Source organism: Flavobacterium fluvii, assembly GCF_900129545.1.
GTDB classification, from domain to species: Bacteria; Bacteroidota; Bacteroidia; order Flavobacteriales; family Flavobacteriaceae; genus Flavobacterium; species Flavobacterium fluvii.
Map to the genome: position 1 here is coordinate 110,171 of NZ_FQWB01000005.1, position 15,312 is coordinate 125,482.

Annotated in this window: 15 protein-coding genes; 4 read left to right on the forward strand and 11 right to left on the reverse strand. The window is 36.2% G+C overall.

The window, feature by feature from the left end:
• Positions 1–15: 15 nt before the first annotated feature.
• On the reverse strand, positions 16–1,077 hold the full coding sequence (gene aroC / locus BUC16_RS12200) for a chorismate synthase (protein WP_073370943.1): 1,062 nt from the start codon (positions 1,075–1,077) through the stop codon (positions 16–18).
• Positions 1,078–1,378: 301 nt separating this feature from the next.
• On the opposite strand from aroC, the gene BUC16_RS12205 reads away from it, so the two are divergent.
• A complete protein-coding gene (locus BUC16_RS12205; RefSeq protein ID WP_073370945.1) occupies positions 1,379–1,858 on the forward strand; it encodes an outer membrane protein in 480 nt (159 codons plus the stop codon).
• Between the two features lie 276 nt (positions 1,859–2,134).
• Positions 2,135–2,581 carry a hypothetical protein gene (locus tag BUC16_RS12210; protein WP_073370947.1) on the forward strand — a complete coding sequence of 149 codons (447 nt, stop codon included), beginning with the start codon at positions 2,135–2,137 and terminating at the stop codon, positions 2,579–2,581.
• A gap of 57 nt (positions 2,582–2,638) precedes the next feature.
• Here the strand turns inward: BUC16_RS12210 and BUC16_RS12215 are convergent, their stop codons facing one another.
• The 9 genes from BUC16_RS12215 to BUC16_RS12255 all read right to left on the reverse strand — a co-directional run bounded on the left by BUC16_RS12215 (position 2,639) and on the right by BUC16_RS12255 (position 11,698).
• Positions 2,639–3,064: a protease complex subunit PrcB family protein gene (locus BUC16_RS12215; RefSeq protein WP_073370948.1), complete on the reverse strand. Its 426-nt coding sequence runs from the start codon at positions 3,062–3,064 to the stop codon at positions 2,639–2,641.
• A gap of 88 nt (positions 3,065–3,152) precedes the next feature.
• On the reverse strand, positions 3,153–4,286 hold the full coding sequence (bshA, locus tag BUC16_RS12220) for an N-acetyl-alpha-D-glucosaminyl L-malate synthase BshA (protein WP_073370950.1): 1,134 nt from the start codon (positions 4,284–4,286) through the stop codon (positions 3,153–3,155).
• A 120-nt stretch (positions 4,287–4,406) separates the two neighbouring features.
• Positions 4,407–6,374, reverse strand: a complete 1,968-nt coding sequence (locus tag BUC16_RS12225; protein ID WP_073370952.1) for a TonB-dependent receptor plug domain-containing protein — start codon at positions 6,372–6,374, stop codon at positions 4,407–4,409.
• A gap of 81 nt (positions 6,375–6,455) precedes the next feature.
• The gene (locus BUC16_RS17635; RefSeq protein WP_073370954.1) at positions 6,456–6,779 is read right to left on the reverse strand and encodes a DUF6660 family protein; all 324 of its coding nucleotides are present in this window, start codon (positions 6,777–6,779) and stop codon (positions 6,456–6,458) included.
• A gap of 6 nt (positions 6,780–6,785) precedes the next feature.
• A complete protein-coding gene (locus BUC16_RS12235) occupies positions 6,786–7,268 on the reverse strand; it encodes an ABC transporter ATPase (RefSeq protein WP_073370955.1) in 483 nt (160 codons plus the stop codon).
• 45 nt (positions 7,269–7,313) lie between these two features.
• Complete coding sequence (locus BUC16_RS12240) at positions 7,314–8,105, reverse strand: (Fe-S)-binding protein (RefSeq protein WP_073370957.1); 792 nt, start codon at positions 8,103–8,105, stop codon at positions 7,314–7,316.
• A gap of 71 nt (positions 8,106–8,176) precedes the next feature.
• Positions 8,177–9,511 carry a 4Fe-4S dicluster domain-containing protein gene (locus tag BUC16_RS12245; protein WP_073370959.1) on the reverse strand — a complete coding sequence of 445 codons (1,335 nt, stop codon included), beginning with the start codon at positions 9,509–9,511 and terminating at the stop codon, positions 8,177–8,179.
• Between the two features lie 5 nt (positions 9,512–9,516).
• Positions 9,517–10,482 carry an MlaD family protein gene (locus BUC16_RS12250; protein WP_073371243.1) on the reverse strand — a complete coding sequence of 322 codons (966 nt, stop codon included), beginning with the start codon at positions 10,480–10,482 and terminating at the stop codon, positions 9,517–9,519.
• 49 nt (positions 10,483–10,531) lie between these two features.
• Complete coding sequence (locus BUC16_RS12255) at positions 10,532–11,698, reverse strand: N-acetylmuramoyl-L-alanine amidase (protein ID WP_073370960.1); 1,167 nt, start codon at positions 11,696–11,698, stop codon at positions 10,532–10,534.
• 85 nt (positions 11,699–11,783) lie between these two features.
• On the opposite strand from BUC16_RS12255, the gene BUC16_RS12260 reads away from it, so the two are divergent.
• Both BUC16_RS12260 and BUC16_RS12265 read left to right on the forward strand, forming a co-directional pair.
• Entirely contained in the window at positions 11,784–14,525 is a 2,742-nt protein-coding gene (locus BUC16_RS12260) for a putative LPS assembly protein LptD (RefSeq protein WP_073371244.1), read from the forward strand.
• A gap of 48 nt (positions 14,526–14,573) precedes the next feature.
• Positions 14,574–14,954, forward strand: coding sequence for a RidA family protein (locus BUC16_RS12265; RefSeq protein ID WP_073370962.1), 381 nt, complete (start codon positions 14,574–14,576; stop codon positions 14,952–14,954).
• Here BUC16_RS12265 and BUC16_RS12270 read toward each other — a convergent pair.
• Positions 14,935–15,309 (reverse strand): methylglyoxal synthase, encoded by a 375-nt coding sequence (locus tag BUC16_RS12270; protein WP_073371245.1) that lies wholly within the window; start codon positions 15,307–15,309, stop codon positions 14,935–14,937. The two genes, BUC16_RS12265 and BUC16_RS12270, sit on opposite strands and share 20 nt — an antisense overlap.
• Positions 15,310–15,312 lie beyond the last annotated feature (3 nt).

Genomic DNA, 15,312 nt, shown 5'->3' on the forward strand with positions numbered 1-15,312 from the left:
AAATCGAATACTATTTTATAGATAGGTTTTGTTTATCAAATAAAAATCGGCAAGAACGATGGCTGCCATCGCTTCAACAATGGGAACAGCGCGGGGAACCACGCAAGGATCGTGACGTCCTTTTCCGGTCATCTCGGTAATATTTCCTTTATTGTCCAATGATTCTTGTTTTTGCATAATGGTGGCCACGGGTTTGAAAGCCACACGGAAATAAATATCCATTCCGTTGCTGATTCCGCCTTGAATTCCACCCGAAAGATTCGTTCTGGTGGTTCCGTCCGGATTGTATAAATCGTTGTGTTCACTTCCTTTCATTTTTGAGCCACAAAATCCGCTTCCAAATTCAAAACCTTTTACGGCATTTATCGAAAGCATGGCTTTGCCTAATTCAGCGTGTAGTTTATCAAAAACAGGTTCGCCCAAACCAATTGGCACATTCTTGATCACGCAAGTCACGGTTCCACCAACGGTGTCGCCGTCTTTTTTAATAGTTTTTATATATTCTTCCATTTCGGCAGCCATTTTCTCGTCTGGACAACGAACGGGATTGCTTTCAATTTTTGAAAAATCCAAGTCTTGGTAAGGCTTTTCCAAGAAAAGTGGTCCTACGGAAGAAACGTAGGCATTTATTTTTATTTCAGGCAACATTTGTTTTGCAATGGCACCAGCCACTACTCTACTGGCTGTTTCACGGGCAGAACTTCTTCCACCACCGCGATAATCGCGAACACCGTATTTTTTTTCGTACACGTAATCGGCATGACTGGGTCTGTAATTATCCTTTATGTGCGAGTAATCATCTGATTTTTGATTGGTATTCGGGATAATGAAACCTATTGGAGTTCCCGTGGTTTTTCCCTCAAAAATTCCGGATAGAAATTGAACGTCGTCTGGTTCTTTTCGTTGCGTCACAATTTTAGATTGTCCTGGTTTTCTTCGAGACATTTCCAACTGAATGGCTTCCATATCCAATTCTATTCCGGATGGGCAGCCGTCAATTATACCGCCTAAAGCTTCTCCGTGTGATTCTCCAAAAGTTGTTATTCTAAATAGTGTTCCGTAGCTATTTCCTGCCATTATGATTAGTTTTTAACAAAAGTACTATTTTAGATTAAAGTTTAAAAGTTTATCCAATGATTTCAGGATAAACTTTTAAAAGCTATTTCAATTGCCCTAAAAACTACTTTTAAAAACAACCTGATTTCGACAATAAAGTAATTTTGCATGTTTTATTTTCAGGCAATTTATTTCAAATTAAAACCTGCTTGACAATCAGTATATTCGAGAAAAAATGTGGCAATTATGCAACTTTTTTCTATTAATGTATAATATATTGGTTCGAAATTTGTTTAATCTTTGTAGTAACAAAAACACATTTATGAAAAAAATTATTTTATCGGCCATAATGTTAATGGGATTAACATTCGCTGCAGAGGCTCAACACATTGCAAAAAATGCTTTAGGATTGCGCTTGGGAGACAATGATGGTTTTGGCGTAGAAATCTCTTATCAAAGGGGATTATCCCAAAAAAATCGTTTGGAATTGGATTTAGGCTGGAGAAACAGCAACGAAATTGACGCCTTCAAGCTAGCAGGTTTATACCAATGGGTATGGAATATTGACGGAGGATTCAATTGGTATGCAGGAGTTGGTGGAGGTTTAGGCAGCTGGAGAGACAACAATTACGATGACAACGGAACATTCGTTTTTGCAGCCGGAGATATTGGAATAGAATATAGTTTCCAAGATGCACCAATTTTGCTTTCATTGGATTATAGACCAGAATTTGGAAGTAACGGCTATAATGAAGACAATTATAATGGAGACATCGCTTTGGGAGTTCGATTCAAATTCTAACAAAGTATTTATATAGACCAAGAATCCCGTTTCAAAACTATTGAAACGGGATTCTTTGTTTATAGACTGAGAGTTCGATCATTATTTACCTGCAAGGATTATATGTTGACAACAATATCAACATAAAATCCCCATAAATGAAAATTATCCAAAAGTCAAAACAAACAAAAAAAACATTTCTGATGTTCAAGACATTGCAGAATTTATTCTTTTATTTTTTGTTAATTTTATTAAAAATACACTTATATTTGTGTATAACATTTAAACAAAAATCTTATGAAAAAAATAACTCTATCAGTTTTTGCATTAGTATGTTTTGCAAGTGTTTCTGGACAAGCCAGAAAAGAATTAAACTTTGGTCTTATAGGTATTAATTATGAAATTCCTGTTCATAAAGATATTACAATTGCTCCAGGCGTTGGAACCAATTTTGATTTAGATTGGTTAAATGTTGGAGTAAAAGCCAATTATTATTTCGATAATCTATTTGGAATTACAAATGCTGCTTGGGATGTTTATGGTGGCGCAAATGCTGGATACTCTTTTTGGATTGGGGACGACAATGCCAACGGCAACGCTAATGGTCACGATGATGATTTCGACATTGGACTTCAAGCTGGAGCCCGTTGGTTTTGGGATGATAAATGGGGTGTATACGCAGAATTGTCTGGCGGAAGTACCTCTGGATTTTCACCTGGAATTGGAATAACAATGAAATTGTAACAAATACAGCTTATAAAATGAATAAAAAACAGCCGTCTCAATTTGAAACGGCTGTTTTTATTTTATGATAATTTCCTTTTTAGAATTTATTTTAACAACACAATATGGATAAGTCATCATTTGCGAAACCATTGCATTGGGTTCGGGAACCGTTTCTTTTACGGTAATAATTATGTTTTTATCCGTTTCCACGACACTCTCCACGCCTATTTTATACCCTCCAGAGGCTTTTTCTCCCATATTCAAAACAACGAAATTGGAAGTTTGAACATCATTTGAATGGATTTTGTTTTTGAGTTTTTCATCATTTTGCAACATGGCAATTTCATTGGATTCAGACAAAATTTCAAAAAAACGAATACTGGCGCCTCCATCTACCTGTTGGGTCAAAACTTCAAACAAAGATTTGGTTTCCACAGGTTTTACGGTCGAGGAACAGGAAGCCAAAATCACTATTAGCAACGCAAATACTATTTTTTTCATATGTTGTGCTGTTTATTGTTTTTTATCGGTCACATGTAATTCGCATATCAACATTAGTTTTTGCTACCAATTATCGATTATGCTCATTTCATAAAAATTTATTTATGGCTTTTTGGTACAAGTCTTCATATAAAGGCAAAATGTGTTTAATGTCAAATTGTTTGGCAATGGACAAGGCATTCTTTTTGAATTCAGCCAAAACACTGTTGTCTTTTAAAATTTTCAGGGCGTTTTCGGCCATTTCATCGGTATTGCCCACGTCGCTCAAATAACCTGAAACTCCTTCAAAATTCACCTCCGGCAAACCTCCTGAATTACTGGAAATCACTGGAACGCTCCACGCCATGGCTTCTAATGCCGCAAGACCAAAACTTTCAGTTTCGGAAGGCAATAAAAACAAATCGGTATAACTCAAAATCTTGTCTATCTCATTGCTGTTTCCAAAGAAAATCACTTTGTCTTGAATACCCAATTCTTGGCAAAAAGATTCGGCTTTTTCCTTTTCTGGCCCATCACCCACCATCATTAATTTGGCTGGAATTTCTTGCTGGATTTTATAAAATATTTTAATGATATCCGGAATTCGCTTTACTTTTCTAAAATTACTGATATGCGTAATAATCCTTTCATTTTCATTGGCAATAATCGAACGACGGCAAGAAGTAACGGCTTCGACTTCATGTTTATCCAATTCGATAAAATTGGGAATTACCTGAATTTCATTTTTGATATTGAATAGCTTCAAGGTATCGTCTTTCAAACTTTGGGAAACCGAAGTAACGAAATCCGATTTGTTGATGCTGAAGGTTACCGCTGATTTATAAAACGGATGACTGCCCACCAAGGTAATATCGGTTCCGTGAAGCGTGGTTATCATGGGTAAATTTATTCCTTCGTCCTTGAGCATTTGCTTCGCCATATAGCCCGCATAAGCGTGTGGAATGGCATAGTGAACGTGCAATAATTCTATTTTATGCAACTTGACCATATCGACCAATTTGCTTGACAAAGCCAATTCGTAAGGTTGAAAATGAAACAAAGGATATTCTGGAACGTTGACTTCGTGGTAATGAACATTGGGGTTCAATAATGCCAATCGAACAGGTTGACTGTAAGTTATAAAATGGATTTCGTGACCACGACGAGCCAATTCAAGTCCTAATTCAGTAGCAACTACGCCACTTCCGCCAAACGTAGGATAACAAACTATTGCTATTTTCATATGTAATTTTTAGTGGAACGAAATTAAGGAAATTTGAGGTGTGTTTTATTAATATTTTGTAAAAAAATACGGTTTCTAAATAGGTTAGAAAGCGTAACAATAAATTTAATTAATCAACATTTATAGCTTGATTTTTATGCCGCCATTAATCGTGAAACCTTCGGTATGCATCCAAATATCATCAAAAGCAGGATTGTTGTTGGGACCGTTTACAACACGTTTGTAGTTGCTTTGTCGGGTATCCGTGAAATTTTCAAAATTAATAAAGAAAGAAAAGTGCTTCCACAATGTTTTTTCGGCCATAAAACCAAACTCCCAATAACTAGGTGTTTGTTCGCCATTATTCAAATATTGCTTGTCCGTGAAATAACCTTCCAAGCCCAATTTAAAATTATTTTCCTTTTCATAAATCAACGCCAAATTCAATTTGTTTTTGGGTATTAATGGCATAACCTGATTTCCAACAAGGTATTTCTCTTGGGCATTGGTAAAAGTATATCCGGCAAAAAGCTTGAAGTCTTCTTTGAAAACAAACTTGACATTGGTTTCAAATCCCTGGCTAACAACTGGCTCTGAAGCATTGGCAAAAAAGGAATTCGTTCCATCATTTTCCAAAACCAAAGGTTTATTAATCTGGGTCAAAAAAAACATTTGATTGACACTAACCAACAAATCTTGAAAAACCAATGTCTTGTAATTTACATCCACGGTTCCTCCCACACTGCGTTCTGCAACAACATTGTCCAGCGGCAATAGATTTTGATACTGGTTTTGCTCGGTTTCTTCAGTAAAAATAGTTGGGATTTTATAGCCTAATCCGCCACCAATTCTTGACGACCATTTAGAATCAATGATAAACAAGGCGGCAATTTTTGGCAAAAGGAAAGACTGGCTTTTAGAAAAGATGCTGTTCGAATAATTCACATTGTCGAAACGCAATCCGTTTTCCAATTTTATTTTTTCGGTGACGTCCCAAGTGTGCTGAATATACGCTCCTGAAGTAAACGATTTTGCATCCAATGTTTCAATATCCCTTTGATTAAAATCATCATACATAATATTGATTCCACTAATAAACGTTTGATTTTCTTTGTTCCAAACATAAGAAACATCGGTAAAGGCGTTCGTATTGAAACCTGAAAATTGATAATCTGGAATGTTTATTTTCCTGTCAAAAAGGCTCAAACTTTGTTTTAATTTAAGGCTGCTTGCATCCGCCATTTTTTTATCCAACTCAAACGTAGTGGTATTTCGCATCGTTTGGTTTTGCTCAAAATAAGTATGATCTGTATCACTATTTCCATCAATCACGTGCATATCTCCACCTTTCATATTTCCTTTCGTAAAACTATTTCCAATCATCAAACTGGTAGTTTCATTTGGATAATAAAATAAACGGGGATTTATCGTGAAATTATCCGATTTTGGAACTTCTGAAAAATCGTCATTATCCACATCATAAGAATCCTGAAAATTAACCAACCCTAAAATGGCATATCCCCATTTTCCTTTTCGTTGGGACGAATAAATACCTAAATTGGTTTGTCCAATGTTGGATTGGTTCAGGATAAAATTATGTTCTCCCTTTTCTGTAGGCGTTTTTGAAATAAAATTGATGACTCCGGCAATCGATCCACCACCAAAAAGTGTGGAAGACGGCCCTTTTATAACTTCTACCTGTTTTAAATCTAAAGGAGGAATTTCTAAAATACTCAATCCGCTGGCAAAATTTCCAAAATTAGTATAACCGTCTTTGAGCAATTGAGTGTATTTTCCATCCAAACCCTGAACTCTAATACTTGCCGTTCCACTGGTTGCCGATGTTTGTTGCACTTGCAATCCTGTACTTTCGTGCAAAACCATACTCACATTGCTGGGTTTCATATTGGCTTTTTCATCCAATTCTTCGGCGTCAATGGATTCTATTCTTGTTGGCGTATTTTTTATGGTTCTACTTGTTCTGGTGGATTGAACAACAACCTCGTCCAATTCTTCTTCATTTTGTGGTATAGAATCTTTTGGAATTTCCTGGCTGTACAACAAGCCAAAATTCGTTACTAAAACCAGCAACATTAGTGTTTTTCGCATTGGTAAATTATTTAAATAAATGAAATAAACTGAAACCAAATCAAAAACTTGAAATGGTTTAAAGAAAAAAATCCTGATTATTTAACTATTTACTTGTGGTGGTTGCCAAATACTTCCGAAATAAGACGAAGTAAGTAATGATTGGCATTCAGGAACTTTTGTGTAAATTATATTCCTGAATGATGAAAAACTATAATTAGTTTGATAAACTAAAATCTGGCTTCCGCAACAGTTGCAAACACAGAAAGGCGAACAAGCATCATTACTTTTTTCGTGTGAGTGTTTGTCGGTATTTGAGGTTATTTCTTGTGAAGGATGCGACAAACTGCCTACTTCCAAATCAGCGCAAGGCAAACAGGAAAGCACTATTAAATAAATGGAGAATATGCAGTTTATTATTTTCATTTCAGATTAAAAGAAACGACTGTGCCAGCTGTCCATTGCTGGAACTTCCCAAGATTCGTTGTATTCCTGAATGGTATTGACCAAGTTGTTGAAAACGATTGTATTCTCTGTAACTGCTTTTTCTTTAGCCATTTTCTTGAAATCAATCAAGGTTTTGTGGGCAATGTGTTCGCCATTTTTGAAAGTGACGTTCATTTTATCCAATAAATCGACATTGTATTTTTGTTCCAATTTTTGGATAAACATAACCGATTTATCTATGGAACAACCCGTTGCAGCTTGCACTTCCTGATTTACGGCAATGACGATGAATCGGTTGTATTTCAACTCATACGACGATTCCAGGCTTACACTATGTGCTTCCCAACTGTCAAGAAAAGATTTTATATCTGTTTCTATTTCTGAAAATTCTGCATCAGAGAATTTTCTATTGGATTGATATATCCAAATTTTGGAGTCTTCTGGTAAATTTTCGAAAGGAATATACATTTGATTTTAGATTTAAGATTGTAAATTTAGATTGCAGATTTCATTCTACAAATCTTGTGCGTTGGCAATTAGTTCGGCGATATCCAACACTTTTACTTCGCCTTCTTTTTCTTTGTTTTTGATACCGTCCGTCATCATCGTGTTGCAAAAAGGACAACCTGCGGCAATAATATCTGGTTTGGTTTCCAATGCGTCTTCGGTTCTTTCGATATTGATTTCCTTGTTTCCAGGCTCGGCATCTTTAAACATTTGGGCACCTCCTGCTCCACAGCACAATCCATTGGCACGGGAACGTTTCATTTCGACTAATTCGGCATCCAATTTTTGAATTAAATCACGAGGCGCTTCATAGACTTTATTGGCTCTTCCTAAATAACAAGGGTCGTGAAAGGTGATTCGTTTTCCTTTGAATTGCCCACCTTCTATGGTCAATCTTCCATTATCCAGCAAGGATTTCAGAAATTCGGTGTGATGCAACACTTCATATTTCCCTCCCAATTCAGGGTATTCATTTTTCAAGGTATTGAAACAATGCGGACAAGCAGTAACGATTTTTTTTATTTCGTAAGCATTCAGGACTTCGATATTCATCATTGCCTGCATTTGAAACAAAAACTCGTTTCCTGCTCTTTTTGCAGGATCACCAGTACAACTTTCTTCGGTACCCAAAACGGCAAAAGAAACATTGGCACGATTCAAAATTTGCACGAACGCTTTTGTTATTTTTTTTGATCGGTCATCAAAACTTCCAGCACAACCCACCCAAAACAGCACTTCTGGTTGTTTGCCTTGGGCCAGCATTTCGGCCATTGTTGGTACTATTAAAACTTCTGACATTATTTTTTGTTTAATTGGTTAATCGGTTAAACGTTTAACCGATTAACCGATTAAACATTTAAACTTTTAAACTATATTTCGTTTTTCCAATTCAATCGGTCTTGCTGGCTGTATTGCCAAGGCGCTCCATTGTTTTCTATATTGCTCATCATGGCATTTATGGGAGTTGGCGCAGCGCTTTGTTCCATTACAAGATAACGTCGCATATCCATAATGATGGAAAGCGGACTGATATTTACCGGACATTCCTCGACGCAAGCGTTGCATGAGGTACAAGCCCACAACTCTTCGGGCGTGATGTAATCGTTCAACAATGATTTGTTGTCTGGAACAAAAATGCCTTTGTTGACATCGATATTTTTTCCTACTTCCTCCATCCTGTCTCTCGTATCCATCATGATTTTACGAGGAGAAAGTTTTTTTCCGGTTTGATTGGCAGGACAAGACGAAGTACAACGACCGCATTCTGTACAGGTATAAGCGTTCAATAATTGCACCCAATTCAAATCTTGTATGTCGCTGGCTCCAAATTTGGCTGGAACAGCATTTTCGTCAGGAGCTGGTGTTGCATAAGGATCGGCGTTGGGATCCATCATCAATTTTACCTCATTGGTAACCGATTCTAGATTGTCAAACTGTCCTTGTGGATTCAAATTGGCAAAATAGGTATTCGGAAAAGCCAATAAAATATGCAGGTGTTTTGAAAAATACAAATAATTCATAAACACAAAAATTCCAATGATGTGCAACCACCAAAACAATTCTGATAGCAACATAACCAAGCCATTCGAATAGCCATTGAACAACGGCTCAATGAACTGGCTAATCGGAAATGAACCTGCTTTTATAAAATGGGAATACCCTCCCGGGATATTTTGCAAATGCAAATCCGTGGCGTTCATTAATAGAAACAAGGTCATTAAAGTAATCTCAAAATACAAGATGTAATTGGCATCACTTTTTGGCCAGCCTTTTAAATCAGAATGAATAAATCTATTCAGCTTAATGATATTTCTTCTTATCAGGAATGCCGTAACAGCAAATAAAACTAAAAATGCCAATATTTCGAAAGAGCCAATCAAGACATTGTATGCTGTTCCCAAAAAGGCAAAAATCCTGTGGGTGCCAAATAAACCATCAATAATAATTTCCAGTAATTCGATATTGATGATGACAAAGCCAACATAAACAATGATGTGAAGGACTCCGGCAATTGGTCTTCGCACCATTTTGGATTGTCCGAGCGCAATCATTGCCATATTTTTCCAGCGTGCTTTGGGATTGTCTTTACGATTTACGGCTGCACCAAGATTGATGTTCCTGATTATTTTTTTTACATTCAAATAAAAATAACCAAAACCAATAACCAACAGTATTGTAAATAATATATTGTCCAAATAGCCCATAATTGCTAGTTTTTAACTTTAGCAACTGTATCCTTTACAGGAGCAACATAAGGTTTGTTTTTCTTTCCAAAAACAGAAACATTTACATATCGTGTAGGATTAAGTCGAACATCTTCCAACAACAACTCCAATTCTTTGGTCGTTTTTTCCAAATTTTTGTAAACTTCCTCATCTGTCAACAATTTACCCATTGTCCCATTTCCTGCTTGAAGATTTGCCATGATTTTATCGACACTGGCCAATGTTTTTTCAAGATTTTTGGCTGTTTGACCTAAATTGGCTTTGTTCAAAGAATCAGAGATTTTAGAAAAGTCGCTTGACACTTTGTTAAAGTTGGAAACCATTCCTTTTATTTGACCTTTATTATCGTCTAAAATTGAATTTGCATTTACGGAAACTTTATGAAATTGTTCCATCGTTTGACTCAATTCAGCCAAAGTTTTTTTCAAATCGGCTTGTCCTTTCTCGTCAAGAATATTGTTTACTCCCACTAATAATTTATCTACGTTGAGGAGTACTTTTTCGAATTTTTCTTGAAGAGGAACTAATTTTTCTTGCAAGGATTCTGTAAGCCCTGCAGTTTCTGATCCTTTTAATGTATCTCCATCAACCACAACCGTTTTGTCGGCATAATTGGGATAAATGGCAATTTGTTTTCCTGTTATAAATCCAGGTGCATATATGGCAGCCGTGCTGGATTTAGAAATAGGAAAATCGGTTTTTAATTGCAATTCAACCAAAATCTTTCCTGTTTTCTGATTTAATGTAATATTGCTGACACTTCCTACAATCATTCCATTAAGGGTTACAACCGCTGATTTAACAATTCCCTCAACATTATCGTATTCAACATACAACGTTTTATAATTGGTAAAAAGATCTTTCCCTTTTACGTAGCTATATCCCCAAATAAAGAGCAAAATAGACGAAATGACTAATATGGCGGTTTTAATTTCTCTAGTTATTTTCAAAGTGTAAAATTTTGGCAAATTTAATATAAATTAATTAAACTTATTGTTATTAATTATTTAGGGCGTCTTGAACGCTAATCTTTTCTCCGTTTTTAAAGGCTATCAAATAAGCGGAACTGTATCCTTTGGATTTTGCTTCCTGCAATAGTTGTTTGGCTTCCTCATAATCAGTGGTTTCACCATACATATATTTGTAAAGGTTAGTACCTGATTCTATTGAAACATCTCTCAATCCTTTAAAATTACTTGGTATCAATTCCAGTTTCTTGGCACTTGCCGCCAATTGCACTTTAAAAATAACGGCTTTTGCATCTTTATTGTTTGTCGTTTTTTTAGTTGCAGGAACTTCCGCATCGGCTTTTGGTTTTATTGGCGTTGAGCTGTCATTTGTTGGCTTTGTAATTATTTTTTGGGATGGTCTATCGTTATCATCCATGCCTCCGTTTCCAAAATATTCGTTTTTATAACTGATAATGGCATCGGCTATGGCCCTGGCTATATCATTTTGCCCTTCTTCAGAATCTAAAGTACTGCCTTCAACAGGATTGGATATAAAACCTGTTTCTATCAAGACTCTCGGCATATAGGCTTTGTGCAGTACCATAAAAGGAGCTTGTTTTACTCCTTCTCCTCTAATTCTCTTGCCTAAAGCAGCAAAACCGTCTTCCACTTTACTGGCTAGAGTTATGCTGTTGTCTAAATATTCTTCTGCCATCAAGGTCATTCCAATCATTGTTTCTGGAGAATTGGGATCAAAACCTTCGTATTTTTGTTTGTAATCTTTCTCCAACTTGATTACCGAGTTCTCTTTTTTGGCCGCTTCAAGATTCGAAGCCGCCTTGCTCATACCCATTACGTAGGTTTCCGTTCCATCGGCTGCAGTGTTTTTATTGGCATTGCAATGAATGGAAACAAAAATATGGGCATCGGCACGATTGGCAATATTGGCTCTTTCAATCAAATCTATAAAAACATCTGTTTTTCGGGTGTAAATAACATCAATTTTAGGATTTTGTTCCAGCAACTTTCCTACTTTAAGCACAATGGCCAAGTTGATATTCTTTTCGACACGCCCGCTGTAAACAGCACCAAAATCATGCGCACCATGCCCTGCGTCCAATGCTACCTTAAAAAGATTGGACTGTCCATAAGAAACAAATGAAACAATCGTTAGAAAAAAAGCTAATTGTAATTTGAATTTATTTATTATATACATAAATCTAAAAAGTTAATTTTAATTAGAATACTAGAGCTATAAAATTTATTAATTGATTATTTTTGACAAAAATTTATATGTAAGTTTGACACGTCAAAAAACAAGCCATATTTTTACAAAAATAGCATTAAAACCTTTGAATACAAACTTATTTAATATCGTTTTATTATCAATTTTCCTAACAATAGGATCTTGTAATTTATATTCACAAGATATAAAGAATAAAACTAAGGCGATACCAGCACAAAAACAAAAAGACAGTTCCATTTTAACTCCTGATATTAAAGACGATACCGTTCCTATTGCAAAAACGGAAACGGATACTTTAAAAAAAGACAGCATTCAACCCAAAGCAATTCTTGAAGGTAAAGTAAAATATAATGCGGAAAATTATGTCAAAATCGAGCAAAAGAAAAAGCTGATTACTCTATATGACAAAGCCGAACTTTACTATCAGGATATCGAGTTAAAAGCTGGAATCATAGTAATGAACTATGAAAAAAACGAGGTTTATGCTGGGCGAATAAAAGATTCCACCGGCAAATACACCCAATTCCCCAATTTCAAGCAAGGTGAAAACGTCATAGAACCTGATTCTATCCGTTTTAATTTCAAGAGCAAAAAAGCCTTGATTTGGAATTCAAGAACCGACCAAGGAGAATTCAAGGTCAAAGCCGCAATTACAAAAAAAGAAAATGATTCCGTTTATTTCTTGAAAGGAGCTCGATTTACCACATCTACAGACGTTGATAACCCAGAATATTATTTCCAGACCAGCAAAGTAAAATTTATTCCCGGCAAGAAAGTGGTTACCGGATTGACCCACATGGTTATAGCCAACGTTCCCACGCCAATAGCACTACCCTTCGCTTTTTTCCCAATGAGCAAGGAAACCAGTGTTTCGGGAATTCTGTTGCCAAGTTATAACGATTCCTCTCGAGGATTTTCGTTGCAAAATGGAGGGTATTATTTTGCACTTAGCGACAATTATGATTTAACCGTTTTAGGAGATTATTATACCAACGGAAGTTATGCATTTCGATTTGAATCTTCTTACGCCAAAAGATACAGGTATCGAGGTAATTTTAACTTTAGATTCGAAAATTTAATTAACAGCGAAAGAGGCTACCCGGATTATTCGAAGCAAAACATTTACAATCTTCAATGGTCTCATTCAAAAGATTCCAAAGGAAGTCCCAATTCCAACTTTTCTGCATCGGTAAATATGGGAAGCAGTAAATATTTCAAAGAATCCATTAATCAAACCAATACCGGTTCTAATTTAAACAATACCCTAAGTTCTTCTGTTTCTTACAGCAAAACCTTCTACGGATTAGTCGGATCTAGATTGTCTTTATCTGCAACACATTCGCAAAATACCCAAACTTCAGAAATCAACATGACATTGCCTGATTTGCAATACAGTGTAGATCGTATTTATCCTTTCGTGGGCAAAGATGGTGTTAAAAAAGGTTTTTTCAAGAACATCAATTTACAATATAATGTAAGCGGGAAAAACAGTTTCGTGACTACAGACTCCTTGTTCTTTAAATCCGAGATGTTTGATGAAGCGCAAATTGGGGCTAAGCATTCCATTCCATTAAGCACCAATTTCAAAATATTCAAATACTTTAGTGGTTCCGCTTCGACAAATTATGAAGAAGTTTGGGTTTTGAAAACCATACAAAGAAATTATAATGCCGACCAAAGCCAGGTAGTCGATAAAACAATGAATGGTTTTGATGCTTATCGTACCTACAATTTCACAAGTAGTTTGGGAACCACGATTTACGGAACATTTAATTTTGGCGAGGATAAAAAAATAAAATCCATTCGACACGTAATGCGCCCATCCGTATCCTATGGCTATACTCCTAGTTTCGAAAAATACTACGACACCTACGCCACAGATGCAAGCGGAACAATGACCAAGGATTATACCCGATTTGAAGGTGGAATTTTTGGAGCTCCGTCCAATACTAATTCCAACCGACTAGGATTTGATTTGAGCAATACTTTTGAAGCTAAAGTTACAGACAAAGACAGCACAAAAACGGAAGCCAAAAAAATTATGCTGCTGAACAATTTGAATCTTTCCACCGGTTATGACCTCAATGCAGATGGTGTCAACACACTGGCTTGGGATCCCGTTAGAGTAAGTGGAGGAACACAATTTTTTGACAACAAGCTGAACATGAATTTCGGGGCAACATTAGACCCGTATGCCATCGACAATTCCGGTAAACGAATTAATGAATACAACATCAATAATGGCGGTAGCTTGTTTAGAATGACCAGCGCCAACATGACCATGAATTATTCCGTTTCAAGCTCAAAAGAATCGGACAAAGACAAAGATAAAAACAAGCAAAGCCAAAGAAATGGTGGTCGCGATGACGATTTATTTGGTAGAAACACCATTGACCATACCAGAGGTGGCAGCCAATTGGAAGAAAAGGAAGAAGAAGGAAAAGATGCAGTTACAGAATTTTTTACTTCAGTAATACCTTGGGACATGACATTTGCCTATTCATTGACCTATGGAAACAACAACAGGGAAAGTAAAATTATCGGTAATTCGATAATGGTCTCCGCCAATACCGACTTGACACCAAAATGGAAAGTAGGAGTCTCTACTGGATATGATTTTGTACAGAATGGAGTTACCTACACCCAACTTCGTTTTGAAAGAGATTTATTGAGTTGGAGAATGGATTTCACTTGGCAACCCTTTGGAGACAATGCAAATTGGAGCTTTTTCATCGGGATAAAATCAGGTATATTGAGCGATATTAAATTCGACAAGCGAAGCATAAACAACAACTAATAATTGTTACTTTTGTTTTAAAAATTAGTACTTCTAAAATTAAAAACCATGAAAAAAATAATTTTTACCGAAAATGCTCCAGCACCAATTGGACCTTACAACCAAGCAGTGCTATCAGGCAACACCCTTTATACTTCAGGACAAATTGCAATAGATCCTAAGACTGGAGAATTGGTTACAGCAAACATTGAGGCAGAAACCCAACAGGTTATGCAAAATATGAAAGCGGTCTTGGAAGCTGCCGGAATGACCTTTGAAAACGTGGTAAAAACCAGCATTTTTATAATGAATATGGGGGATTTTGGCTCCATAAATACTGTTTACGGTTCTTATTTCAACGAAAAAACCGCTCCAGCACGTGAAACGGTTCAAGTGGCTTGTTTGCCAAAAAATGTAAATGTGGAAATTTCTATGATTGCTGTGCTATAGCATTCAATAATAATTGTGCTGTTGCTTCATTTGTAGCCAACGGCACATTATGAACATCGCAAACACGGATTAACATATTGACATCGGATTCGTGTGGATGACTGGATAAAGGGTCTTTGAAAAACAAGACCATTTTAGTTTTTCCTTCGGCAACCCTTGCGGCAATTTGCGCATCACCTCCTTGTGGTCCCGAAAGCATTTTTTTTACCTTAATACCAACACTTTCTGCCTTGCCTCCAGTAGTTCCCGTGGCTATTATATTGATGGTGTCACGATCCAGAATATGTTTGTTTTTGTTCAAAAACTGGACCATGTCAGCCTTTTTTCCATCGTGGGCAATAATTGCTATTTCCATTTT